The organism is Mesorhizobium sp. M6A.T.Ce.TU.016.01.1.1, from assembly GCF_003997065.1.
In the GTDB taxonomy this organism is placed as follows: domain Bacteria; phylum Pseudomonadota; class Alphaproteobacteria; order Rhizobiales; family Rhizobiaceae; genus Mesorhizobium; species Mesorhizobium mediterraneum.
Genome location: NZ_RZTJ01000019.1, coordinates 17473 through 41749, shown reverse-complemented (window position 1 = coordinate 41749; position 24277 = coordinate 17473). Strand labels below are relative to the sequence as shown.

The 24277-nt window shown below is 62.6% G+C and carries 20 protein-coding genes; 8 read left to right on the top strand and 12 right to left on the bottom strand.

Going from position 1 to position 24277, the window contains the following annotated elements; genetic code table 11:
- Positions 1-32 precede the first annotated feature (32 nt).
- Entirely contained in the window at positions 33-932 is a 900-nt protein-coding gene (locus EOC94_RS26360; protein WP_095486712.1) for a LysR substrate-binding domain-containing protein, read from the bottom strand.
- Between the two features lie 221 nt (positions 933-1153).
- Here EOC94_RS26360 and EOC94_RS26355 point away from each other — a divergent pair, with 221 nt between their 5' ends.
- The 3 genes from EOC94_RS26355 to EOC94_RS26345 all read left to right on the top strand — a co-directional run bounded on the left by EOC94_RS26355 (position 1154) and on the right by EOC94_RS26345 (position 3094).
- The gene (locus tag EOC94_RS26355; RefSeq protein WP_127294378.1) at positions 1154-1342 is read left to right on the top strand and encodes a hypothetical protein; all 189 of its coding nucleotides are present in this window, start codon (positions 1154-1156) and stop codon (positions 1340-1342) included.
- Positions 1343-1677: 335 nt separating this feature from the next.
- Positions 1678-1812 carry a hypothetical protein gene (locus EOC94_RS35170; RefSeq protein ID WP_013894968.1) on the top strand — a complete coding sequence of 45 codons (135 nt, stop codon included), beginning with the start codon at positions 1678-1680 and terminating at the stop codon, positions 1810-1812.
- 343 nt (positions 1813-2155) lie between these two features.
- Positions 2156-3094, top strand: coding sequence for a GlxA family transcriptional regulator (locus EOC94_RS26345; protein ID WP_348627380.1), 939 nt, complete (start codon positions 2156-2158; stop codon positions 3092-3094).
- 48 nt (positions 3095-3142) lie between these two features.
- Here the strand turns inward: EOC94_RS26345 and EOC94_RS26340 are convergent, their stop codons facing one another.
- The 10 genes from EOC94_RS26340 to EOC94_RS26295 all read right to left on the bottom strand — a co-directional run bounded on the left by EOC94_RS26340 (position 3143) and on the right by EOC94_RS26295 (position 17244).
- Positions 3143-3991 (bottom strand): DUF1194 domain-containing protein, encoded by an 849-nt coding sequence (locus tag EOC94_RS26340; RefSeq protein ID WP_127294374.1) that lies wholly within the window; start codon positions 3989-3991, stop codon positions 3143-3145.
- 119 nt (positions 3992-4110) lie between these two features.
- Positions 4111-6672: an FAD-dependent oxidoreductase gene (locus EOC94_RS26335; RefSeq protein ID WP_127294372.1), complete on the bottom strand. Its 2562-nt coding sequence runs from the start codon at positions 6670-6672 to the stop codon at positions 4111-4113.
- Between the two features lie 279 nt (positions 6673-6951).
- Positions 6952-8181 (bottom strand): DUF2029 domain-containing protein, encoded by a 1230-nt coding sequence (locus EOC94_RS26330; protein WP_127294370.1) that lies wholly within the window; start codon positions 8179-8181, stop codon positions 6952-6954.
- 16 nt (positions 8182-8197) lie between these two features.
- Complete coding sequence (locus EOC94_RS26325; RefSeq protein WP_127294368.1) at positions 8198-9670, bottom strand: aspartate aminotransferase family protein; 1473 nt, start codon at positions 9668-9670, stop codon at positions 8198-8200.
- A gap of 23 nt (positions 9671-9693) precedes the next feature.
- A complete protein-coding gene (locus tag EOC94_RS26320; protein WP_127294366.1) occupies positions 9694-10701 on the bottom strand; it encodes an NAD(P)-dependent oxidoreductase in 1008 nt (335 codons plus the stop codon).
- Entirely contained in the window at positions 10698-11144 is a 447-nt protein-coding gene (locus EOC94_RS26315; RefSeq protein WP_095486719.1) for an EamA family transporter, read from the bottom strand. Before EOC94_RS26315 ends, EOC94_RS26320 begins: the two co-directional genes overlap by 4 nt.
- Positions 11145-11250: 106 nt before the next feature.
- A complete protein-coding gene (locus EOC94_RS26310) occupies positions 11251-12618 on the bottom strand; it encodes an FAD-binding oxidoreductase (protein WP_127294364.1) in 1368 nt (455 codons plus the stop codon).
- 2 nt (positions 12619-12620) lie between these two features.
- Positions 12621-14054, bottom strand: coding sequence for a UbiA family prenyltransferase (locus EOC94_RS26305; RefSeq protein WP_127294458.1), 1434 nt, complete (start codon positions 14052-14054; stop codon positions 12621-12623).
- Between the two features lie 268 nt (positions 14055-14322).
- Complete coding sequence (locus EOC94_RS26300; protein ID WP_095486721.1) at positions 14323-14586, bottom strand: hypothetical protein; 264 nt, start codon at positions 14584-14586, stop codon at positions 14323-14325.
- Positions 14587-14754: 168 nt separating this feature from the next.
- Entirely contained in the window at positions 14755-17244 is a 2490-nt protein-coding gene (locus EOC94_RS26295; RefSeq protein ID WP_127294362.1) for a mechanosensitive ion channel family protein, read from the bottom strand.
- Between the two features lie 221 nt (positions 17245-17465).
- Between EOC94_RS26295 and EOC94_RS26290 the strand changes: the two genes are divergently transcribed.
- From EOC94_RS26290 to soxG, 4 genes are read left to right on the top strand one after another with little or no spacing between them, the layout of a single operon-like run.
- Positions 17466-18725 (top strand): sarcosine oxidase subunit beta, encoded by a 1260-nt coding sequence (locus EOC94_RS26290; RefSeq protein WP_095486723.1) that lies wholly within the window; start codon positions 17466-17468, stop codon positions 18723-18725.
- 11 nt (positions 18726-18736) lie between these two features.
- Positions 18737-19033, top strand: coding sequence for a sarcosine oxidase subunit delta (locus EOC94_RS26285; protein ID WP_095486724.1), 297 nt, complete (start codon positions 18737-18739; stop codon positions 19031-19033).
- Positions 19030-22023, top strand: coding sequence for a sarcosine oxidase subunit alpha (locus EOC94_RS26280; protein ID WP_127294360.1), 2994 nt, complete (start codon positions 19030-19032; stop codon positions 22021-22023). Before EOC94_RS26285 ends, EOC94_RS26280 begins: the two co-directional genes overlap by 4 nt.
- Complete coding sequence (soxG, locus tag EOC94_RS26275) at positions 22016-22618, top strand: sarcosine oxidase subunit gamma family protein (RefSeq protein WP_127294358.1); 603 nt, start codon at positions 22016-22018, stop codon at positions 22616-22618. The genes EOC94_RS26280 and soxG overlap by 8 nt, the downstream gene beginning before the upstream one ends.
- A gap of 52 nt (positions 22619-22670) precedes the next feature.
- Here the strand turns inward: soxG and EOC94_RS26270 are convergent, their stop codons facing one another.
- Positions 22671-23375, bottom strand: coding sequence for a nitroreductase (locus EOC94_RS26270; protein WP_095486727.1), 705 nt, complete (start codon positions 23373-23375; stop codon positions 22671-22673).
- A 300-nt stretch (positions 23376-23675) separates the two neighbouring features.
- On the opposite strand from EOC94_RS26270, the gene EOC94_RS26265 reads away from it, so the two are divergent.
- On the top strand, positions 23676-24263 hold the full coding sequence (locus EOC94_RS26265; RefSeq protein WP_245465658.1) for an XRE family transcriptional regulator: 588 nt from the start codon (positions 23676-23678) through the stop codon (positions 24261-24263).
- The last annotated feature ends 14 nt before the right edge of the window (positions 24264-24277 follow it).

Here is a 24277-nt window from a genome sequence, read left to right as displayed (position 1 = left end):
TTTGGTTCCACCAAAACGCAAAGCGCTCTAAGTCAGAACTTGCCGGTTTCCCTGAACACCTCGAAGGTCGCACGGATGTGGTCGGCGACCGCCTTCACCGGCGCGCTGGCGTCCGGCGCCACGACCATGGCGAGATTGTAAGTGCCGATATCCGGCATGCCGTCCTTCGGGCAAAGCTCAACCATCTCGCTGCCGAGGAACGATTTCGGCAGCGGTGCCACCGCGAGATCGGACATGATCGCAGCGCGCTGGCCGGCCGTATGCGCGCTCATATAGGCGACGCGATAGTTGCGGCCCTCACGGCCGAGCGCTTCGAGTGCCCCGGCCCGCCAGGCGCAACCCTCTTCCCACAATGACACCGGCAACGGCTCGCGCAGATGCGCGCAACCGCCCTTGGCGCCGGCCCACACGATCGGTTCGGTGAGCAGCACCTCGGCGCCGAGCGCGCTGGTCTTATAGGAATTGGTGAGTAGCGTGATGTCGAGCGCCCGGTCGTCCATGCGGCGGCGCAGATTGATACTCTGGTCGATGGTGACGTCGACCGCGATCGAGGGGTGCGACTGCGCAAAACGCTTCAGCACATGCGGCAGCACGCGCTCGCCATAGTCATCCGGCGAGCCGAGCCGCACCACCCCGACAATATCGGGGATGATGAACTTGGACACCACCTCGCGGTTGATCGACAACAGCCGGCGGGCGTAGCCGAGCAGCATCTCGCCATCAGTGGTCAGCGTCACCGAGCGCGCGTCGCGCGCGAACACGGAGCGACCAAGAATGTCCTCAAGCTTCTTGATCTGCATGGAAACAGCCGATGGCGTGCGGAAGACGGCATTGGCCGCCGTGGTGAAACTGCCGGTCTCGGCGATCGCTACGAAGGTGCGCAAAACGTCGAGATCGAGCAGCGGCAACGGATGATTGAGTGGGGCGTTCATCGGGATCGACCTTCAATTTTTCTGATGCAAACCATCATTCCATTTCGTTTGATTGAACATCACTTTGGGAGGATAGTCAACTCCATCGAAGGCAGACGTACCGAAGGCCGCCTTGAAACGACTGTGACATTGATCTGCAATCGACACGAAATGAAGCTGAAACAAACCTGAAGTAGCTCTCATACGGGGCAAACTTCCGGCCCAACGCAAAGGAGAATGAAATGTCCATCCTGTCATCCATCGGCCGCATCGCGACCGAATTCAGCGCGGCCCGCGCCCGCTACCAGACCGAACGCGCCATCCGCTCTCTGCCGATCGAACTGCAGAAGGATATCGGCTGGCCCGAAGCCGCCGACACCAAGACCAGCACGCGCTATGGCGTCGGATCCTGGGCTGGTGGAGCAAAATAGATCGTGTGTATTCAAAGCTGAAGGCCTGCCGCGCAGACGCTGCCCGGCAGGCCTTTTTATTTGTGGTCAAATGACTTTCCGAGCCATGTCGCCGCTGCATGGCGCATATGAACGGGCTGCATAGCAGCCGACATTTCGAACTAACGCCTTGTAAGTGATCATAAATCTTGGGCGGAATGCCCAAATATGTCGCATTCCGTGTCGCTTTTCATATCAAGTGCTTCGCTTTTGCGATTTAGTTTCCCCTCACGTAAGCCTATATCAGCGCCAGCAAACGAGCTGCCCCACTCCATCAAGCGAAGGCGACCCGTCTGAGCAACCGAATGGAGATGACCATGAAGCTTTTTGCCCGCCTTTTCGCTCGCCGTGAAATGAACCTTACGACCGCGCTCGAGCGCCAGCGCCTTGCCAACACCATGCCCGGCCAGACCGGCGCCATGGCCGCCGCGCGCCTCGGTTTCGTCGCCTAATATAACGACTTCCCGGTAGCCGCTGCGCAGGGACCAGTAACAACGCCGCTTCGGTTTTGCCGAGGCGGCGTTTTGTCATGCGCCGACCACATGCGGCATGTTTTGCTGAATCCGGCAGCATGTTGGGTCCGTCACCGCATAGCGATTGCCCATTTGCGACCCATGTCGCAAATAAAGTCTTTCCGTTGCCGCCTAGCCAATTGACAGGAAAGGTTTTTCCTGATGTCGCTATGCTGATCGCGACATCCTGTTCGCGCCATTGCAGCGTGAGGGTTACCCTGTGAACGTCGTAAATCATCCGATCAGGCGGTCGTTTGTATTCTTCCTGGTCCCCGATTTCACCATGATCGCCTTTGCGACGGCACTCGATCCGTTGCGTTCGGCCAACCGGATGCTCGGCTACGAGGCCTACCGCTGGCGGCTCGCCAGCATCGACGGCAAGCCGGTGCGCGCCTCGAACGGGGTCGAATGCGCCGTCAACACCTCGCTGGAGGATGAACGCAAGAAGATGTCCGGACCGGAGCGGCCGAACATGGCGGTGGTCTGCAGCGGCATCAATGTCGAGCGTTACCAGAACAAATCGGCCTTTGCCTGGCTGCGCGAGGAATACAACCGCGGCGTCGCCCTCGGCGGCCTATGCACCGGCGCACATATATTGGCCGCCGCCGGCCTGTTGTCCAACAAGCGCTGCGCCATTCATTGGGAGAACCTGCCGGGCTTTTCCGAGGCATTCCCGAAGGCCAATGTCTTTGCCGACCTCTTCGAGATCGACCAGAACATCTACACCTGCGCCGGCGGCACTGCAGCGCTCGACATGATGCTGAAGCTGATCGGCGACGATTTCGACGACAATCTCGTCAACCGGGTGTGCGAGCAAGTGTTGACCGACCGCGTGCGCAGCCCGACCGATCGTCAGCGCCTGCCTTTGCGCGCGCGCCTTGGCGTGCAGAACTCCAAAGTGCTGACCATCATCGAATTGATGGAAGCAAACCTGTCCGAGCCGCTGTCGCTGATCGAGATCGCCGATCATGTCGACCTGTCGCGTCGGCAGATCGAGCGCCTGTTCCGCACCGAGATGGGCAGATCCCCTGCCCGCTACTATCTGGAAATCCGGCTCGATCGGGCCCGGCACTTGCTGATCCAGTCATCGATGCCGGTGGTCGAGGTGGCGGTCGCTTGCGGCTTTGTCTCTGCCTCCCATTTCTCCAAATGCTACCGCGAGCTCTATGCGCGCTCGCCGCAGCAGGAGCGCGTCGATCGCAAGCAGTTGCTGGCCGCGTAAACAGCCAACATCTTGCGCGCGTAGCCTCTGGCGGGGAACGCTTGAAATCTAGCGGCTGTCGTACATCCAGCTTCGGTCACGCCACATTTTCTCGCCGACCTGGCAGTCGGTGGCCGGCTTGTCTTGCGCCAGCACCACCGGCGGATGCGCCGCTTCGTCCGCCGCCCATTGCGGTGACGCAGGCCCGGCAAGCTCGAGCACCAGCTTGCGGCGGATCGCTTCGGGAAACTGCGTCCACTCATTGACCGGGATCATGAACGCGCCGGGCCCACCGATGACGCAGTCGGTGTAGTAGCGGTCGAGATAGTTGACGTCGTAAACGCTGGTGAAGCCGCTCCGGGTCATCAGCGGCAGGCCATTGATGGTGATGCCTTGCTTGACCAGCCCGTCACGAACCACGTCGACAGGAGCACCTTGATTGTTGGGGCCGTCGCCTGAAATGTCGATGACGCGCTTGACGCCCTGAAAGCCGCTTTCGGCGAAAAGATCGCTGCCGAATTGCAAGGCACCGGAAATCGAGGTGCGCCGGGCGCTGTTGGGCGCGTGGGCGGAGAGCTGTTCAACCACCCGCTCGGCGTCGGCACGATTGGCGATCACCGTCCACGGCACGATGACATGCTGCCAGGTCGTGCCGGCCCATTCGACATAGGTGACGGCAATCTTGCCATAGGCGCCATCGGCGATAGCCTGCAGCACAGTGTCATGCGTCAGCGCCGCCACATAGCCGCGACGCTGGATTTCGAGTTCGGCCGGCGACATCGAGAGCGAAACGTCGACGGCAAGAACCAGCTCGATGTCGACCGGCTCAGCGGCGCGGGATTGCGGCGTCAGCCAGGGGACCAGCGCCAGCGCGGCGGCAGCAGAGAGGAAATGTCCTGCGCGGGGAAAAGCAGACATGCCGCAAGGTAAGCGAGAATCGTCGCGTCACAAAGCGAAAAGCCCGACGCTGGGCTGGGCCCTAGCGTTCACGTTTTTGCGAGGCCACCCCATTGTAGCGGCCGGCAAGTCATCAACGCTTAGTTGCGCGGATTGAGATTCTCCGGATCGTAAAGCGGCTTGTAGCCGACAGCGGCCACCTCGACCGGATAAGTCTCGCCGAAATATTCGACATTCAGCTTGCGGCCCTCCTGGCAATACGCCCAGGGCAGATAGGCGAGCGCAATGTTCTTGCCGATGGTCGGACCATAGGCGATCGAGGTCGTGAAGGACCGGCGGCCGAGTTCGTCGACCAGCGTCTCGCCCGTTTCCGGGTCCATCACCGGCATCGTGCCGACCGGATAGCGGGCAACCCCCTTGGAATCGACATTGTCCGTCATGACGAGTGTGCAAAGCATGGCCGGCTGATGCGCTCGGGCGCGATATTCCAGATGCTTTGCCTTGCCGCTGAAATCGGCCTCCTTGACCTTCGGGCGGGCAAGATCGGCCTCCAGCAGATTGTACTCGGTCAGAAGATCCGCGTTCTGCAGGCGCAGGCTCTTCTCCATGCGGCGGCTGTTGGCATAGGTCTCGACGCCAAAAGCCATCACGCCGGTCGAACGCAACGCGTCCCAGACGGCCAGGCCGTCTTCGTATCGCATATGCAGTTCCCAGCCCTGCTCGCCGACATAGGAGATGCGGAAAGCGGTCACGTCCTTTCCGGCAATCCTGACAGGCTTGATCGCTGCGAAGGCAAAATTCTCCGGCGTCAGCCCGTCCGGGTTCTCGACGACCTTCTGCAAGGTCGACCGCGCGTTCGGACCCCAGATGCCGATGGTCACGTATTTTTCAGTCACGTCCGTGACGGTGACATCGAAGCCTTTGTCTTTTGCCGTCCGCCGCATGTACTGGAAGTCGCGCGGACCGGCATCGGCGCCGTCGATGACGCGGCAGCGGTCGGCCATGCGGATGACGGTCAGGTCGGCGCGCACCATGCCCTCGTCGTCGAGGAAATGGGTATAGATGCCCTTGCCGATGTTGGTATCGCCGCCGATCTTGGCCGCGCATAGCCACTCCATCAGCGCGACGTGATCCGGGCCTTCCACGTCGTACATCGCGAAATGCGATAGGTTGACGATGCCGCAATCCTCGCTCATGGCGAGATGCTCGGCATTTGAGACGCGCCAGAAATGGCGGTTGTCCCACTCGTTTTCACGCACTGGCACCCGGTTGCCGTATTTCTCGAGCAGGTGCTCGTTGGCGGCATAGCCATGGGCGCGCTCCCAGCCGCCCAGTTCCATGAAATAGCCGCCGAGTTCCTTCTCGCGCGCCCAGAAGGGCGAGCGGCGCACGTCGCGAGCCTTAGAGAAGGGCTCGCGCGGATGGACCGCCGGATTGTAGACCTTCATCGCCGTTTCGGTGCAGCGGTCCCAGATGAACTGCTCTTTCGTCTGGTGCGGATAGAAGCGCGCATAGTCGATGGCGTGGTGGTCGATCGACGTCCGGCCGTCCGTCATCCAATCGGCGATGAGCTTGCCCATGCCGGGGCCGTCCTTGACCCAGATTGCAACGGCATACCAGAGGCCCCGCACCTTCTGGCTCTCGCCCATGGAGGGGCCGCCATCTGCCGTCACCTGCAGCAGCCCGTTGAAGGAATGGCTCTCATTGTAGCCCAGTTCGCCCAGGATCGGCGTCAGTTCCATGGCGCGCTCGAGCGGCGCCAGGATCTGTTCCATGTCGAGGTCGCGCTGCGAGGGCGAAAGACGGGCCTGGTTCTTCTCCAGAAGGTCGCGCGGATGGCAAAGGCGCGGATTGGTCTCTTCGTAATAGCCCCACTCGATCTGCCCGCCTTCGGCGGTCTTGGGATCGCCGGTGTCGCGCATGTAAGCCGAGTTGCCCTGGTCGCGCAGCAGCGGCCAGCCGATCTCTTTGCCGGTGCCGGCGAACTCGGTATACGGCCCGAAGAAGGTGAGCGGATGATCGATCGGCATCACCGGCAGGTCCTCGCCCACCATTTCCGCGATCAACCGGCCCCAGATCCCCGCGCAAACAATCACGTAGTCGGCTTCGATTGTGCCGCGATCGGTGACCACGCCTTTGATGCGCCCATTCTCGACGATAAGCGACTTGGCCGGTGTGTTCGCGAAGGATCTGAGCTTGCCGGAGGCTTCCGCCTGGTCGACCAGCTTGCCGGCGACTGTTTGCGAGCGCGGGATGACGAGACCGGCATCGGGATCCCACAGGCCGCCCTGCACCATCTCTTCTTCGATCAGCGGGAATTTCTGCTTGATCTCGGCCGGCTCGATCAGGCGGGCGCGCGTGCCGAACGCCTTTGCCGAGGCGATCTTGCGCTTGATCTCCGCCATGCGATCGTCGTCGCCGACGCGGGCGACCTCGAGGCCGCCGATGCGGGCGTAATGGCCCATCTTCTCGTAGAAATCGATGGAGTAGAGCGTCGTCCAGCAGGACAGGAAATCATGGCTGGTCGTGTAGCAGAAGTCGGAGGCGTGCGCTGTCGAGCCGATGTCGGTCGGGATGCCTGATTTGTCGATGCCGACGATATCGTCCCATCCGCGCTCGATCAGGTGATGGGCGACCGATGCGCCGACAATGCCGCCCAGCCCGACGATGACGACCTTCGCCTTTTCCGGAAATCCTGCCATTGCCCGCGTCTCCAAAAGTGCTGTTGCAGGCGCCGGCGCCCGCTTGACCGGCGCACAATATGCAGGCGACGGCCATCGTGCTACCGCCTGTTTGCGACACGCCGCAGGTGCGGCGCGACCCCGGCGCGTAACGCTGAAAAATCGGAATCGATTTTCTCTGGGATCATGCGCAGAAAGAAGTTCTACGGCGTCCGTTGCGCGTCCAAAAGGACGCGTGGCACTGCAGGTGAGATCAGCGGCTTCAAGCGAAAATGATGCGTGCCAGGCTGGAGATGGAACTCAGGGTTTATCTCCCGCAACGACGTGCAACACTGCGGCGCGACGTCCTTTGATGCTCGCCCACAGCGCGGTGTATGGGCCGGCGAGCAGCAGGAACGGTGGGATCAGGTTGGGAAAGTAGATGCGGGTGTCGTGGATCGGGAAGACGGTGAACTTGGCCAGAACGCCGAGCACCAATGCCGCGAACAGGATGCCGGCGCGGCGGTCGAGCTTGAAGCCGGCGCGGCTGGCCGCATACCACCCCGCCAGAGCCAGCACCGAAACGCCAACCCAACTGTTCAGGCTGACGGCGCGAACCAGCGAGGCGGCAAAGGCCCGGAGATAGGCGACAACCGAGAACGGTGGATCGAAACCGTCCATATTGTAGTGCTGCTGGATGCTGGAGAACCACAGATGCGGCCACCAGCCGGGATGCTGCGCCCAATGCGAGATGGCGAAATAGGCGACCAGGGAGGCGGCAAAGCCGGCCAACGCGCCCCACGCCTTCTGCCGGAAGGCGACCAGCAACACGGCGAAGATTGCAAGGAAGACGATGTTGTCGGGTCGCGCCATGAAGGCGAGGAAGAGCAGGATTGCGGTGGCCACCTCGCGGCCGCGCACATAGGCAAAAAGTCCGCCGAGGAACAGGGCCGAGCACAGGAGATCCGGTGTCGCTGCGCGTGCCACGTCGCCGAATTCGGCCATGATCAGCACCGCGCCGGCGACCGGCGCCAGCGGCAGCGCGCCTTCGGACCGCAGCCAGAGCAGCGCGATCGCACCGAACAGCAGCACTGACAATACCTGTAACAGCCGCATCGCCTCGACCGGCGACATCACCGAACTGGTTATCGAAAGGATCTCGGCGTAGAGGAACTTGACCCGGTACATGCCGAGCAGCGAATGGAAGTCGGCCGCGTTGCCGGCCATATGGCTGCGGAAGCCGCCGCTGTCGTCCGTCAGTGTCTTGTATTCGCCAGCCGACACACCGTCCTTGACCGTGCCATAGGCATAGTCGTGCAGCGCCTGCACATCGGGATAGGTGCCCTCCTCGGCGATCGCCAGATAGGGCAGCATGTCCCAATTGGCGTCGGGCATGAACCATGCCGTCACGGCAGTCAGAAGGATGTAGAGGGCAAAGGCCGCCGCCCCGATCGGTGCGGCAAGACGCGCATAGGCGCCCTCGCCCCATGCCAGACCGGCCTCAGTGAGCCGGTCGAGCAGGTTTGTCGGAACGGGAGATTTGGTCAGCATGGTTTCGCTCAGTAGCCTAGCGGACCTGGCTTTTGACGAAATCCTTCACGATCGACACGATGCCGCGCGACAGCAGGCTGTCGAGCGCCTCGACAAAGCGGTCGACATGTTCGCGCTGGCAGATCAGCGGTGGTTCGAGGCGGATGACGTTGCGGTTGTATTCGGTGAAGGCGACGAGCACGTCGTAGTCGCGCAGCAGCAGCGCTCCGACGAAGCCGGACAAGGACCCCTTCAGCTTGTCGTCAAGCACGCTGACCACAGGCCGCAGCACCATCGGCAAGGTCTGCGAAAAGTCGTGGAATTCCAGCCCGACCATAAGCCCCTTGCCCCGCACGTCCTTGATGATCTTGGGATATTTCTCCTTGAGCGCTTGCAGCCGTTGCAGGAGGTAGTCGCCGGTCATCGCGGCGTTGTCGATCAGTCCCTCGTCGTAAAGCACGTTGAGCGCCTCGATCGAGGTGACGCAGGCCTCGCCCATGCCGCCGAAGGTGGCCATGGCGTGGATCATCGCCGTCTTCGGCGTGCCATAGGCCTTCATGTAGACCTCGCGCCTGGCGATCATCGCGCCGACTGCGGCCTTGCCGCCGCCGAGCGACTTCGCCAGCGCCGTCACATCAGGAACGACGCCGTAATGCTCGAAGGCATAGAAACGGCCGGAGCGTCCATAGCCGCACTGCACCTCGTCGGCGACCCACAGCACGCCATACTGATCGCAGAGCGCGCGCAACTTCTGCCAGTATTCGGCAGACGCCTGGATGATCCCGCCGCCGCCCTGGATGGTTTCCAGCACGATGACGCCGACCTCGGGATCGGAGCGGAAGGTGCGCTCGACCGCCTCGATGTCGGCGAACGGGATGCGCACGACATTGTCGGCGACCTTGAAGTCGGCCCGGTAGAGCGAGCCGTCGGTAATCGCCAGCACACCCTTGGTCTTGCCGTGGAAGGAATTCTCGGCATAGACGACCTTCGGCCGCTTCGGGCCGGCGGCTCGCTCGGCGAGCTTCACGGCCGCTTCCATGGCTTCTGAGCCGGACGAGCCCAGAAACACCATGTCGAGATCGCCGGGCGAGCATTTGGCGAGATTGTGCGCCAGGGCCGCCGCATATTGCGACATGAACGCGATGGCGATTTCCTGCCGCTTCTCCTCCTGGAATTTCTTGCGCGCTTCGAGAAGGCGCGGATGATTGTGGCCGAAGGCCAGCGAGCCGAAACCACCGAAGAAATCCAGGATTCTGCGGCCGTTCTGATCGATGTAGAACATGCCTTCGGCACGCTCGATCTTGATCTTGTGGAAGCCGAGCAGCTTCATGAAATGCAGCTGGCCGGGGTTGAGGTGCGCCTTGAACAGGTCGGTCATGCGCGCGACGTCCATCGCCTTGGCCTGCTCGACGCTGATCAAATCAGGCTTGGCGGTGGTGGCGGGCGAAAGCGCCGGCGCGCTGACCGTGGCGCGCGCAGTCGTGTGGTCTGGCTTGGTCATGACGGTCATCTCGATAGTCTCCTGCTGGCCCTTCACTCGGCGGGCACATGTTTGGCGGCGACGGCATGGCCGTCTTTCTTGGCGCGGTATTCGCTGTAGGCGGCGATCAGCATGTCCTCGTCGCGATATTGCGGCACCCAGCCGAGTTGGCGCTCGGCCTTGGACACGTCGAGCACGCAGTCCTCGTCGGCGATCAGATACTGCTCCGGATCCATGATCGGCATGTTCAAGAGGTCGAGCAGGTCGAGCGTGCGCTTGACCGCCCAGCCCGGTGTCGGAATCAGGATCGACTTCGAACCGGCATGCCTGATCAGATCGCCGAGCAGTTTCCTGACCGGCGGCGGATTGAGCGAGCCGAGATTATAGGCCTCATCAGGCACGCCCGCCTTCCAGGCGGCGCGCGCGGCCTCGGCGCAGTCGAACACCGAGATGAACTGATAGGGGTTCTTGCCCGAGCCGATCATCGGCACCGGAAGGCTCCAGTCGATCAGCTTGAACAGTTTCTCGAGGATGCCGAGGCGGCCGGGGCCGATGATGAGGCGCGGCCGAAACAGCGAGATCGACATGCCGCGCTTGCGCCATTCGGCGGCCAGTTCCTCGGTCTTCTGCTTCGACCAGCCATATTCGCCGAGCGGCGCGACCGGATGGTCCTCCGTCATCGGCTGTGTGACCGTGTGGCCGTAGATCATATCGGTCGTGTAGTGGACGAGCCTCGGAGCACCGGCCTTGTCCATCGCCTGCAGGATGTGCTCGGTGCCGTGGAAATTCACCGGGAAGAAGAACTCGTGGCGTTTGGCGCGCACCTGGATCGGCGACAGCATTTTCGCCGACAAATTGTAGACCATGTCGTCGGCCTTCAGCCCGACCGAAGCGACCGAGGCCGGATCGGTGACGTCGCAGCTGATAGTGCGGACCGAGCGGTAATGCGGCAGATCGCTTTTAGCGATATCGGCGACAACCACCTCCTCGCCGTCGGCCAGAAGTTTCGGGGCAAGGTGGCGGCCGACGAAACCGTCACCGCCGAAGATCACATGTCTCATCGAACGATCCCACTGTGAATCTTGTCGGACGAAAGGGAGGCCGTTTCCTCGTCATGGCCTCGCCCACCCAGATCCCGGCCACTTTGGGCGATCAGCACCGTGCCGACGCAGATGAAAGCGATGCCGGCGATACGCCAGCCATTGAGGTCCTCGCGGAAGACGAAATAGGCGAAGATCGCAACGGCGACATAGGCGAGGCTGAGGAATGGGTATGCGAAACTGAGCTCGACCTTGGACAGCACATAGAGGTGCGACGCCATCGAGATGACGAAGGTGCACAGGCCGAGGAAAACCCACGGGCTGAAGACGATCTGCAACAGCTTCAGCAATGGATTGGTGCCCTCGAAGGAAATCTGGCCGAGCGACATCATGCCCTGCTTCAGCATGAGCTGCGCAGCGGCGTTGGTCATGACCGTGAACAGAATGAAGACGATGTATTTCATGTCTTTTCCAGAGACCCTTCCTCGTTCTATTAAAAACCTGCAAACATTTCGTGAAGCACAGGAAAACTCGAAGAAAGCTTTACCTTATCGTTCCATTAACCATGAACTATTCGAATCTTATCGAATCCTCGGCTTCGGCGGGGTCGCGTCGCGCGTCGAGCTTTTTCGCCGTTCGCGCCCAGAAGCTCGACATGAAGGCGGGGTCGCGGATGGCTTCGAGGCGCTGCCATTCCGGAAAGGACGCGGCGAAAACGTCGGCACCCATTCGGGCGTCCTTGTAAGGATTGACCGCGCCACCGGCCTCGACGGTGATTTGGTCGAGCTCCTTCAGCAGCGCCAGCGTCGCCCGGCCACGGTTGGGAAAATCCAGCGTCAGCGTGAAACCCGGTCGCGGGAACGACAGCAGTGCCGGCGAGCGGATCGAGCCGAAGCGCTTCAAGACCGTGAGAAACGAGCCCTGCCTGGCCCTTTTTGCCGCCGCAAGCAGCGCCGGCACCGCCCGGCGCGCGACGTCTTCCGGGACCACGCTCTGATGCTGGAAAAGCCCGTTCGGTCCGTAGAGCCGGTTCCAGTTGCCGACGCCGTCGAGCGGAAAGAAAAAACCCTGGTAGCCCACCCGGCGCGGCGCTGTAGACCGGCCTTTCTTCCACCGGTAGGCAGCGTTGAAGGCAGTCAGGAACGGCCGGTTGAGCACGTTGAACGGCGGTTGGAACGGCACCGAAAGATTCCCGCATGCACGCAAGGCCACATGGGAGCCATGCTCGGCGTGATTGCCGGTGAACAGCAGCCCGCGCCCACGGCCGTGGCCGCCGGCAAGCTGGTCGATCCAGGCCACGACGTATTCGTTGGCCTGGTCGGCCGCTTGGGCAAGCTCGAAGAACTCGCCGAGGTCGCGGAACGGGGTCGCCGTCTCGACGATGTCGAGCGATGGCACCCGCATCAGCCGGATAGATGCCGACAGGATCAGTCCGGTCAGCCCCATGCCGCCGATCGTTGCGGCAAACAGGCGTGCGTTGTCGGTGGCCGAGCAGTAGTAGGTCCGTCCATCCGATCTGAGCAGCGTGAAGGATTCGACATGGCAGCCGAAGGTGCCGCGCCGGTGATGGTTCTTGCCGTGAACATCATTGGCGATGGCGCCGCCGAGCGTGACGAACTGCGTGCCAGGAACGACGGCCGGAAAGAAGCCGTATGGCGCTGCATGGGCGATGATGTCGGGCAGAAGCATGCCGGCCTCGGCCTCCATCACGCCGGTCTCGGCATTAAAGGCGCGGATGCGATTCAGCGGCCGCATGTCGACGACCTTGCCAGCCTCGTTCTGGCAGGAATCGCCATAGGAGCGGCCGTTGCCATAGGCGAGCAAGGCGTTTCTTGTCGCCTTGCCGCCCTTCAGCAACGCAACAGCGTCGTCCGCCGGGATCACATCGAGTGCCGGCGGCGTGGCAAGGCCGAAGCTCTGAAAACGCTGCTTCGCCACGCCTACCAGCCTCCGGCGACCAGAAACACGGCGCCGATGAGCACGACGATCTGGCTGCGCCAGTCGCGAATGATGAAGACGACCGGATCGTCGTGCATCTCGTCGCGGCGGGCGAGTATCCAGACGCGCATGGTCAGGTAGAGCACGATCGGGGCCAGCGGCCAGACCAGCCAGGGATGCGGATAGAGTTCGCGCACCGCGACGCTGTCCATATAGAGGGCCAGCACCAGTGCCGAGGAAAAGGCCGAGGCCATGCCCGCCTGGGCGACGATCTCCTGGTCTTCGGTGCGGTAGCCGCGGCCGGCAATGCGCTCGCCGGCTGGAATAGCGGTCGTGCGCAGCTCAACGAAACGCTTCACCAGCGCCAGCGACAGGAAAAAGAAGATCGAGAAGGCAAGCAGCCAGAACGAGACCTCGACGCCGGTCGCCGCGGCGCCCGCCAGAACGCGGATCGTATAGAGACCGGCAAGCGTCAGCACGTCGATCAGGAGCATGCGCTTGAACGACAACGAATAGGCGGTGGTGACAATGATGTAGCCGCCGAGAACGCCGAGGAATTCGATCGGCAGCAGAAGCCCTGCTCCAACACCTATTGCAAGCAGCACCGCCATCGAACCGAGGCCGAACGGGATCGACAGCGCGCCGCTGGCGAATGGCCGGTTGCGCTTGGTCAGATGTTTTCGGTCGAGCGCGAGATCGAAGAAATCATTGAGGATGTAGATGGCGGAAGCGACCGCGCTGAACGAGACGAATGCCAGCAAGCATTCCCAGATCATGTCGGCGTTGAAGTATTCGTGCGACAGCACCATCGGCACCGCGATCAGCGAGTTCTTCAGCCACTGATGAACACGCAGCATCTTGACGATGGTCCTGAATGTCGGCTTCGGCGCCGGCATCATTTCGGCACTGTGCGCGGCCTGCCAGCGCGCAGCATGGCGGTCGGGCGCGACGACGATTGCCGTGCGCGCGGCGTCGAATACGCTAAGGTCGTGCCGGCTGTTTCCGGCATAGTCGAAGCCGCCGTCGCCATAGGCGGCGACAAGCGAAGCGCGCTTTCTGCCTGCAGTCATGTTGTAGGGGCCATCGGTCGCCAGGACGCGGTCGAATATCCCGAGATGCGCGGCGATCGCCTCGGCGAATTTGCGTGGCGTGCCGGTCGCCAGCACGATCTGGCGGCCCTCGCCATGTTCAATGCGAAGGCGCTGAAGCAGCGTCTCGCGATAAGGCAGCGATGCAGGGTCGATCTCGACGCGTTGAGCGATGGCCTGCTTCAACTGCGCCGGCCCGCCGGCAAGCCAAAACGGCACGAGGAAGATATAGAGCGGATTCTTCTTGAGAAGGATGAACAGCCCTTCCCACAACAGGTCCGTCGCGATCAGCGTGCCGTCGAGATCGACCGCAAGCGGAATTGCGTTCCTGTCCGACCGCGCATCCATTTTCGTTGCCCTGCCTGAAAGCGCATGACCCCGAAAACCGATTTTTTCGGAAAGGATCATGCGCCGATCCAAAACCAGCGCCGTGCTTCGGCGTCTTCGGCTCGATATAGCGGGGAACAGCGCAGCGAACGTTAAAACGCCCAGCCTGGCTTGGCTTGCATGACGGAATTTCGCTCTTCATCGTTAAGCATCGATGACCCGAAACGATAAAAAGGCCGGGCATTTTCCCGGCCTTCGAAAGCAAGCAGTCAACGTTACTTCATGCGGGTTACTTGATACGGGCGACCCCGCCTGAGATTTCGATCGTTTCCGAGCCGGTCAGCGCCTCGAGGTCGCCATTCGGCATGGTAACGAAACACCCGCTCGGGCAGAATTCCGCGGTTTCGCCGGCGGCCAGCGCCAGCTCCGTTTTGCCACCGCCTTCGGTCACGACCAGCGTGCGGGTCTCGGCGTCCTTGTTGGTCGCGCTGGCGGCGAAGGCTGAACCGCCCACGGCAAGAAAAGCGATGGCGGCGACGAGAGACTTCCACATTTGCAATATCGGTGTTTCCACCGCCTCTGTTGCATTTCGCAAGGCATTCTCGCCCTTTGCATGTGAGCTTATATGAGATGCAAGCTGAACGGCAACTGAATGCCGCATTCATGCCGCATTTGGTTCTCGCTGCGCCGAGAGCTGGCATCAGCTGAATCTTGATAGATCCTAGTCGGGATCCGGCTTGCGGATCTTGCGCCCGGATTTGGCCAGGCGTTTCGCCTCGGCCACGGCTTCCGCCTTCGCTTGCTCCTGTTCGGCAAAATCGACTTCGATCTTGTCGTCGTCGATCGGCCACGCCTCATGCTTCTTGGTCTCGACGACGGCGCGCGGCGCCGATGGAATTTCGATATGTTGGTCGGCGAACACATCGAGGACGGCAAACCGGATGTCGTTCTGCACGACGTTGCCGTTCATCACGTCCGCCAGGAACACGCGGATTTCGAATTCGAGAGCGGCCGGCCCGAAATTGGTGAACAGCACGAAGGGTTCGGGATTCTTCAGCACCAGCGGATGGCCACGCGCGATCTCCAAAAGCGCAGCATGGGCCTGTTTTACGTCGCTGCCGTAGGCGACGCCGACCTTGATGTCGATGCGACCGAGCTTGTTCCGGTGCGTCCAGTTGCCGACGGCATTGTTGATCAGGTTTGAATTGGGCAGGATCACCGACTGCCGCTGGAACGTCTCGATCTCGGTAGCGCGCACGCTGATCTTCTTGACCGTGCCGCTGATGTCACCGGCGACGATCCAGTCACCGACCTTGAATGGCCGCTCCGCCAAAAGGATCAGGCCGGAGACGAAGTTGGAGACGACGTTCTGCAGGCCAAAGCCGATACCGAGGGACAGGGCGCCGGCGACAAGCGCCAGGTTGGAGAGATCGATGCCAGCCGCCGAGACGCCGACGAGCGCTGCGAGCGCGACGCCGGCATAGCCGACCGCCAACCGGATCGAGTTGCGCACGCCGGTATCGACCTTGCCGCGCGCCATCACCGAGCCGTCGAGCCAGCCCTGGAACCAGCGCGTCAGGAAATAGCCGATGATGAAGACAACGATGCCGCTCAGGATGCCGGTCAACGAGATCGTCACCGAGCCGATGGTCAGGCCCGTCGCCAGCTTGTAGCCCCAGGCCTGGATGTCGCCGGGCTGGAAGCCCCACATCAGCAGGATCAGCGGCAGGAATACCAGCACGATCATGACATTGATGGCGACGCTGACGACCAGGCCGAGCTGGTCGAGCGCGGACTCCTCATAGCTGGAATTGACCGACAGCCAGCGCCCGATCGACGTGTTGGCAAAGCCGCCTTCCTCGCTGATCGCCCGCGCCGACAGGAAGCCGATATAGGCGGTGACCAGTATGGTGCCGGTGACCACGACCTGCAGCGAGACGAAGATGGCAAGGCCGATATAGCCGAGCAGCGCCGCGGCGATGGTGAAAAGGCCTAGCGCGAAGGCGGTGTACCGCAGCCACGCCGGCCAGGGCCGCCAGCGTCCGTCGGTGGCCTTGAACGGTTTCAGCAGCCCCATCAGGATCAGGATGACGCCAACGATGATGGTGGCGACAAAACTTCTGGCGATGGTCAGCGACAGCGGCGAGCCCATCTTGTCATTGACGACCGACAGGAAATTATTGATGCCGATCACCACCGCCATGGCCGTCGTCAGCCGCACCAGCCAGCGTGCCGGGCCGGTTTCAACGGGTATGAGCCGCCAGTTCGGCAGCCGCGGCTCCAGCGCCGCATTGGTCAGCCGGTTGACGCAGAACACCACCGCTATGACGGCGACCAGCGCATTCAGGAATACACCGATATCGCCGCGCAACACGTTGTAGTAGTTGAAAAAGAACACGGTCGAGACCAGGAAGACGCCGACCGCCAGCGTCGGCAGCAATGTCGACCAGAACGCCACCGACAGCCGGCTGAGATAGGAGGGGTCCTCAACGGAAGGGTCCGCTTCGAAGATACGCCCGAACAGACGCCGCCCACCGACAAAAAGCACTGCAGCCAGCGAAAGCGCCATCAAGGTCGCAGCCAGCACGGCCTGGAATTTGAACTTGAAGGCGAAGGTCAGCCAGGACGATACCGCCTTGTAAAAATTGGCGTATTCGTCCTGCGCATCGGAGAAGACCTCCGGGCTCAGTGCATCGGACACCACATAACGTTTGGTGAGCACATTCCGAAACAGCTCGCTGCGCATGGTGCTAATCTTGTCGATCAGTCCGCTGATGCGGATCGACAAGTTCTGCGCGCTGGCGATGACGGCATTGATCTCCGCCTTTTCGGCGGCCAGTGCCCCGCGCTCGCTGGTGACGATCTCGGGTTCCTGTGGCTGACCCTCGGCCGGCGGCGCGCCCAGCACCTCGATACGGTTGTTGATGTCGGCAAGACGCGAACGAAATGCCAGCGCACTGGTCAACGCTGCCCGCGAAATATCCTCCAGTTGCAGCCGGATATCGACGAGGCCCGCGTCCTCCTGGGCCTCCTGCGGTATCTTTTTCTCGAGATCGTCGGTTTTGGCGGTCAGGTCCTGGATCGCCTTCATCTGCTCTGCGATCAGCGCGGCGGCGCCTTGGCCGATGGCCTGCGCCATCGCGTCGGAAGACGGCGGCGCCAAGACGAAAAGCGCAAGGATCAGAACCAGGCGGAGCAAACGAAAGAACATGATGTTTCCGGCGACTCGCGGACGGCAAAAGGCGGTTTCAAAAGCCCGTCCTTGATAAAGACGCTCATATCAAGGAGCAAGCCGTCGCGGGCGGCTCGTTTTCGGAGTCGGCCAGTCGAAAAGCGATGGCGCAATATTGGCTTTGCGGCAGCGGCCTGCTCTATAGTGTGCCGCATCGCCCGAAACGGATGACGAAAAGCCAGAACGGATAAACAAAAAGAATGGCGGAATATTCGGCCTTCTCGCTTCTCAAAAACGCGCTGACCGGCAACAAAGACTGGAAGCCGGCCTGGCGCAAACCGGACCCGAAGGCATCTTATGACGTGATCGTCATCGGCGGCGGCGGCCATGGCCTGTCGACCGCCTATTATCTCGCCAAGGAGCACGGCATCACCAATGTCGCGGTGCTGGAGAAGGGCTGGCTCGGATCCGGCAATGTCGGCCGCAACACGACGGCCGTTCGCTCCAACTACTTGCTGCCTGCCAACACCCGCTTCTACGAACATTCGATGAAGCTGTGGGAGAACCTCTCGCATGACCTCAACTACAACGTCATGTTCTCGCAGCGCGGCTGCCTGAACCTGGCGCACACGCCTGCCCAGCTTGACGATCTTGCGCGCCGCGGCAACGCCATGCGCCATCTCGGCGTCGACGCCGAACTGATGACCACGGCGGAGATCGCACGCCTGATACCGGCGCTGGACGTCTCGGGCGCGGCTCGCTTCCCGGTCGTCGGCGGGCTGATGCAACCGCGCGCCGGCACCGCCCGCCACGATGCCGTCGCCTGGGGCTATGCGCGCGGCGCCGACCGTCGCGGCGTCGACATCATCGAAAATTGCGAGGTCACCGGTTTCCTGCGTGATGGCGACCGCGTCACCGGCGTCTCGACCTCGCGTGGTGAGATCCGCGCCAAGAAGGTGGCGGTCGCGGTGGCCGGCAGCACCGGACGGGTCATGCAGCTTGCCGGCATCGAGACGATGCCGATCGAGAGCCATGTGCTGCAGGCCTTCGTGACGGAATCGCTGAAGCCATTCGTCAATACCGTCCTCACCTTCGGCATGGGCCATTTCTACATGTCCCAATCGGACAAGGGCGGCCTTGTCTATGGCGGCGATCTCGACGGCTACAACAGCTATGCCCAGCGCGGCAGTTTGCCTATTGTCGACGAGGTGATGAGCGAGATGCTGGCGCTGTTTCCGGGGCTTGCGCGCGTGCGCATGCTGCGCTCCTGGGGCGGCGTCTGCGACATGTCGATGGACGGCTCGCCGATCATCACCACCGGCCCGCTGCCGGGCATGTATCTCAACTGCGGCTGGTGCTACGGCGGCTTCAAGGCGACGCCGGCGTCTGGCTGGTGCTTTGCCTGGACCATCGCCAAGGACGAGCCGCACGACTTCAACGCGCCCTTCACGCTCGACCGCTTCCATCGCGGCATGGTGATCGACGACAAGGGCCAGGGCGCGACGCCGCGGCTGCATTAGGTAAGACGAAAATGCTGATCACTTGCCCCTATTGCGGCCCGCGCGATGTCATCGAGTTCACCTACCAGGGCGACGGTAACCGCGAGCGCCCTCAGCCCGCGTCGCAGAATCTCGACGCCTGGAACGCCTATGTCTACGATCGGTTGAATCCGGCGGGTGACCACAACGAGATCTGGCAGCATTCCGGCGGCTGCCGCGCCCATCTCAAGGTCGTGCGCAACACGCTGACACACGATATCTCCAGCGTCGCCTTCGCGCGCGGCGACCACAAAGCCGCTGCGCGCCACAAGGCGGAGGGCAAGGCATGAGCCCACGCCGCACGGATGCCGGTGGTCGGATCGACCGGCTGCGAACCATCCGGTTCACCTTCGATGGCGCGCCCTACACCGGCCATGCCGGCGACACGCTTGCCTCGGCGCTGCTGGCCAACGGCGTCACCTTGTTCGGGCGCTCGTTCAAATATCACCGCCCGCGCGGCGTGCTGACATCAGGCGTCGAGGAGCCGAACGCCCTGGTGACGGTGCTGCGGGGCGAGGTTCGCGAGCCCAATATTGCCTCGACCATGGTCGAGATCTATGACGGGCTGACCGCTGTCAGCCAGAACCGCTTTCCATCGCTGTCCTGGGATGTCAGCGCCGTCAATCAGCTCGGCGGCAAGCTTCTGTCCGCCGGCTTCTATTACAAGACCTTCATGGGACCCGCGATCGGCCCGCTGAAGAGCACGCGTTTCTGGATGTTCTGCGAGCATTTCATCCGCCGGGCCGCCGGTCTCGGCCGCGCCGGGACTGCTCCCGACACGGCGCGCTACGAGCGCATGAACGCTTTCTGCGATGTGCTGGTGGTCGGCTCAGGTCCGGCCGGGCTGATGGCCGCCAGGGCCGCCGCCGATCAGGGCGCGCGTGTCATCCTCAGCGAGCTCGAACCGCATTTCGGCGGCTCGGCCAACTGGTCCGGCGAGACGATCGACGGCATGCCCGGGGCGGACTGGGCAGCGCGAGCCGCCGGCCAGCTCGAAGGCTATGACAATGTCCGCCTGCTGCCGCGCACCACGGTCTGGGGCTATTACGACGGCAACACGCTCGCTGCGCTCGAACGGGTCACTGACCATAAGGAGAGGCCCGGGAAGGGCGAACCGCGCCATCGCTACTGGACCATTCGCGCCAAATCGGTGGTGCTGGCCACCGGCTCCTTCGAGCGGCCGCTGGTGTTTCCGGGCAACGACCGGCCGGGTGTGATGCTGGCGCATGCCGCCGAGCGCTACGCCAACGAGTACGGCGTGCTGCCGGGCAGCAGGATCGCGCTCTTCACCAACAATGACAGCGCCTATCGCTCCGCTCTTGCGCTGAAGAATGCCGGCGCGGCCATCGTCGCCATCGTCGACGTGCGGCCGGAGCTTTCGAGCGAGATGCGCGAGATCGCCGATGAAGCGGAAGCCAAGATTCTTTCCGGTCACGCCGTGGTCGCCACCGAAGGCGGCAAGGCGCTGTCCGGCATCAAGGTGCAGCGCTTCGACATGGTCAACGGCGCGCTTGCCGGCGATCCGCGCAGCATTCAAGCCGACTGCCTGCTGATGTCGGGAGGCTGGTCGCCGACCATCCATCTGGCCAGCCAGGCCGGCGCCAAGGCGGAATGGAATGCCGCCCGACAGGCCTTCCTGCCGCCCAGCCCGACGCAAAAATGGATCGGCGCCGGCGCTTTCACCGGCAGCTTCTCCACCGCCGAGGCCATCGCCGAAGGTCGCGCCGCCGGGCTTTCGGCGGCCGGCGGGACCGGCGCACCAACGGCCTTGCCGGTCGTCGAAGCAGCACCCGGCGATCCCGACCCGGCGCCTGTGTTCGAGATCAAGGCCGATGGAAAAAGCTTCGTCGATTTCCAGCACGACGTGACCGCGGAGGATGTGCGGCTGGCGCATCGCGAAGGCTTTGTCTCGGTCGAGCACCTGAAACGCTACACCACGCTCGGCATGGCGACCGACCAGGGCAAGAACTCCAACATACCCGGCCTCGCCATCATGGCCGAAGCGCTGGGCAAGCCGATCCCCGAAGTCGGCACGACACGCTTCCGCCCGCCCTTTTCCGCGGTGTCTATCGGCTCGCTCGCCGCAGAACGCTTCGGCGACCTGAGGCCAGAGCGGCTGACGCCGATGCATGACTGGCACGTCGCCAATGGCGCAACCATGTATTCGGCCGGCCTCTGGTATCGCCCGATGATTTATGGCCATCCCGGCGAGACGATCGAGCAGGCCTATGTGCGCGAAGCCAGGGCGACGCGCGAGAGCGCCGGCATCGTCGATGTCTCGACACTGGGCAAGATCGCCGTGCAGGGTCCGGACGCAGCGGAATTCCTCGATCGGGTCTACACCAACATGTTCTCGACGCTGGCTGTCGGCAAGGCCCGCTACGGGCTGATGCTGCGCGAGGACGGCCTCGCTTTCGACGACGGCACGACGTGGCGGCTCGGCGATCAGGACTTCCTGATGACCACCACCACGGCCAATGCCGGCAAGGTGATGCAGCATCTGGAGTATTTCCTTGACGTTATCTGGCCGGAGCTGAAGGTCCACGTCACCTCGGTGACCGACGAATGGGCGGGTGCCGCCATCGGCGGACCAAAGGCGCGAGCCATTCTTGCCGCTTGCATCACTGGCACCGCCGTCGACAACGCCACGCTGCCTTTCATGGGCATCGTGCACGGCAAGATATCAGGCGTGCCGGTGATGATCTGCCGGCTGTCTTTCTCCGGCGAAATGGCCTTCGAAGTTTACTCCGGCGCGGGGTACGGCACCCATGTCTGGGAAGCGTTGATCGAAGCCGGCAAGCCGTTCGGACTGGTGACTTACGGGCTCGAGGCGCTGGGCACGATGCGCATCGAGAAAGGCCACGTCACCGGCGCCGAGATCGACGGCCGAACCACGGCGCGCGACCTGCATCTCGACTGGATGCTGTCCAAGAAAAAGCCCTTCATCGGCTCGGCGATGATGGATCGCGAGGGGCTGATCGCTCCCGGCCGGCTGGAACTCGTCGGTCTGATTTCGCTGGACAACCAGCCGCTCAACGGCGGCGCGCACATCGTCGAGGCGCTTGACGAAGCCAATCCGCACGATTCCATCGGCCACATCACCGCTTGCTGTTATTCGCCGGCGCTCGGCAAATACATCGCGCTCGCTTTGGTCAAGGACGGCAAAGCACGGCGCGGCACGCGCGCCCATATCTCCGATCCCCTGCGCAACCGGTTCGGCCCGGTCGAGATCGTCTCCAACCACTTCTTTGATCCGGACGGGAGCCGCATGCATGGTTGAGCGCCAATCACCGCTTGAGCTGGCACCGCTTGAGCCGGAACTGCGCACCGGCTCGCACGGCGATTTCGAACACGGCATCGATGTCATCCTCTCCGAAACCAGGTCGGGATCGATCCTGCAGCTCGCTGCCTGGCCGGGCCAGGAGAAGAAGTTGATATCAGGCATCCGCACCGTTACCGGCCTTGCTCTGCCCGATGGCGCCGGCGCCGGCAGCACCGACGGCGTGAGGTCGGTGTTCGGCTTCGCGCCGGGAAAATTCACAGTGGTCGACGAGGCCGAAGGCCTGGCATCAGCCTTTGCCAATGTCGTCACCCCGGCGATCGGCACGGTGACCGACCTGTCGCACGGCCGCACCGCGATCCGCATCGCCGGACCAAAGGCCGAATGGGTGCTGGCAAAACTCTTCGCCATCGACTTCGCGCTGCCGGCCTTCCCGGTCGGTGCCGGCCGCTCGACCATGCATCATGACGTGTTCGCGCAGATCCAGCGCACTGGCGCCGACCAGTTCGACATCTATGTGTTCCGCTCGTTTGCGCGCTCGTTCTGGAAGGCGCTCTGCCACGCCAGCGAGGAAGTCGGTTACGAAGTGCAGTAGACCGAGGCGGCGCGTCGTCACCTCACTTGGCGCCACCTCATTTGGCGCCACCTCATTTGGCGAATGTCACCCACTCTTCCAGCGGCGCGCGGTCGGTGCGGAACTCGTTTTCGGGCTTGGATCTGTCCTCATGGCCGAGCGCCATGCCGCAGACGACGATCTCCTCGTCGGGGATATTAAGCACCGGCCTGATCTGCTTGTGATACGGTGCAAAGGCCGCCTGCGGACAGGTGTGCAGGCCCCTGCCCCGCGCCGCCACCATGATGTTCTGCAGGAACATGCCGTAATCGATCCACGAGCCCTTGTTCAGCCGCCGGTCGACCGTGAAAATCATGCCGACCGGTGCGTCGAAGAAGACGAAGTTGCGGTCGTGCTGCGCACGCATCCTGTCCACCTCGCGCCGGCCGATGCCGAGCGCGCCGTAGAGGCCGAAGCCATTCGCGCGCCGCCGGGTGAGATACGGTTCGAAGAACTGGTCGGGGTAATAGCGATATTCGTCCCAGTCGGCCTTTTCGGCGCGGATGCCGGAATTGAGGATGGCGTCGGTGATCCGCTGCTTGACCTCGCCCTTGGTGACGTAGACCCGCCAGGGCTGCATGTTGGTGCCCGAAGGTGCACGCGCGGCGACAGAGAGAATGGCGCGGATCGTCTCGTCATCGACCATCTCGGGCAGGAAGGCCCGCACAGAACGGCGTGACGTGATCGCCTCGTCGACGATCGCCGCATCCTTAGCGATCCGGGTGTTGTTTTCCAGCATGGGCCGTCCTTAGCGCATGACCCCGGAAATCGGAATCGGTGTCCGGAAGAATCATGCGCAGTCTAGAAAATGATAGAGCGTCCTTTGCGCGTCCAATTGGACGCGCGGCGCGCTATCGTGGGTCTCGACCGGACGCCCTCACTCGCCGTTCGTGGCCGAGCCTTTGCCTGAACCGTCAAAATGGCGCAAGCAAATCTTGTGGCCTCATGAAAATCCTATTGATTTTTTCACGAACTTGACCTCTCATGAAATTTGCCCCCAATTTTTCATCATGGGGAATTTTTCCGTAAGAGAAATGGCTTGACCTCAACCGCCATCAGATCGGAGCAGGAAAACCGCGAACGGCTGCTGGCCGGCGATATCAGGGCGCTGCGTAAGGCGCGCAGGCTGACACTTGCCGAGATCGGTCTGAAGCTCGGCCGCTCCGTCGGCTGGGTCAGTCAGGTCGAGCGCGGCCTGTCGATCCCGTCGCTCGGCGATCTCAGGGCCTTCGCGGAAGTTTTCGGGGTGCCGGTCAGCCTGTTCTTCAGCCACGACGTGCCTGTCGAGAACGAGCGCGGTGTCATCGTGCGCGCCGGCAGCCGCCGCACGCTTGGCACAAGCGATTCCGGCCTTGTGGAGGAGCTTCTGTCGCCCGATCTCGGCGGTAGCTTCGAGATGCTGCGTTCGGTCTTCGCGCCGGGTGCGGAGCTGAAGACCGAGGCGCGCCGGCCGACGGAGGAAGCCGGATATGTCGCTTCCGGCAGCTTCGACATCGAGATATCAGGCGTCTGGCACCGGCTTGGTGAGGGCGACTCCTTTCGCTTCGACGGCAAGCCGTTCCGCTGGCGCAATCCTGGAGCGGAGCCGGCTGTCGTCATCTGGGTGGTTTCGCCACCTGTCTACTGAATATAGGTCTGGAG

Excerpts from the sequence above, each read along its gene's own strand:
- EOC94_RS26305 (WP_127294458.1), bottom strand. The coding sequence starts at position 14,054 with ATGGATGCGCGGTCGGACAGGAACGCAATTCCGCTTGCGGTCGATCTC.
- EOC94_RS26330 (WP_127294370.1), bottom strand. The coding sequence starts at position 8,181 with ATGCTGACCAAATCTCCCGTTCCGACAAACCTGCTCGACCGGCTCACT.
- EOC94_RS26270 (WP_095486727.1), bottom strand. The coding sequence starts at position 23,375 with ATGCTGGAAAACAACACCCGGATCGCTAAGGATGCGGCGATCGTCGAC.
- EOC94_RS26295 (WP_127294362.1), bottom strand. The coding sequence starts at position 17,244 with ATGTTCTTTCGTTTGCTCCGCCTGGTTCTGATCCTTGCGCTTTTCGTC.
- EOC94_RS26345 (WP_348627380.1), top strand. The coding sequence starts at position 2,156 with ATGATCGCCTTTGCGACGGCACTCGATCCGTTGCGTTCGGCCAACCGG.
- EOC94_RS26300 (WP_095486721.1), bottom strand. The coding sequence starts at position 14,586 with ATGTGGAAGTCTCTCGTCGCCGCCATCGCTTTTCTTGCCGTGGGCGGT.
- EOC94_RS26355 (WP_127294378.1), top strand. The coding sequence starts at position 1,154 with ATGTCCATCCTGTCATCCATCGGCCGCATCGCGACCGAATTCAGCGCG.
- EOC94_RS35170 (WP_013894968.1), top strand. The coding sequence starts at position 1,678 with ATGAAGCTTTTTGCCCGCCTTTTCGCTCGCCGTGAAATGAACCTTACG.
- soxG (WP_127294358.1), top strand. The coding sequence starts at position 22,016 with ATGGTTGAGCGCCAATCACCGCTTGAGCTGGCACCGCTTGAGCCGGAA.
- EOC94_RS26315 (WP_095486719.1), bottom strand. The coding sequence starts at position 11,144 with ATGAAATACATCGTCTTCATTCTGTTCACGGTCATGACCAACGCCGCT.
- EOC94_RS26325 (WP_127294368.1), bottom strand. The coding sequence starts at position 9,670 with ATGACCGTCATGACCAAGCCAGACCACACGACTGCGCGCGCCACGGTC.
- EOC94_RS26340 (WP_127294374.1), bottom strand. The coding sequence starts at position 3,991 with ATGTCTGCTTTTCCCCGCGCAGGACATTTCCTCTCTGCTGCCGCCGCG.
- EOC94_RS26285 (WP_095486724.1), top strand. The coding sequence starts at position 18,737 with ATGCTGATCACTTGCCCCTATTGCGGCCCGCGCGATGTCATCGAGTTC.
- EOC94_RS26335 (WP_127294372.1), bottom strand. The coding sequence starts at position 6,672 with ATGGCAGGATTTCCGGAAAAGGCGAAGGTCGTCATCGTCGGGCTGGGC.
- EOC94_RS26280 (WP_127294360.1), top strand. The coding sequence starts at position 19,030 with ATGAGCCCACGCCGCACGGATGCCGGTGGTCGGATCGACCGGCTGCGA.
- EOC94_RS26360 (WP_095486712.1), bottom strand. The coding sequence starts at position 932 with ATGAACGCCCCACTCAATCATCCGTTGCCGCTGCTCGATCTCGACGTT.
- EOC94_RS26290 (WP_095486723.1), top strand. The coding sequence starts at position 17,466 with ATGGCGGAATATTCGGCCTTCTCGCTTCTCAAAAACGCGCTGACCGGC.
- EOC94_RS26320 (WP_127294366.1), bottom strand. The coding sequence starts at position 10,701 with ATGAGACATGTGATCTTCGGCGGTGACGGTTTCGTCGGCCGCCACCTT.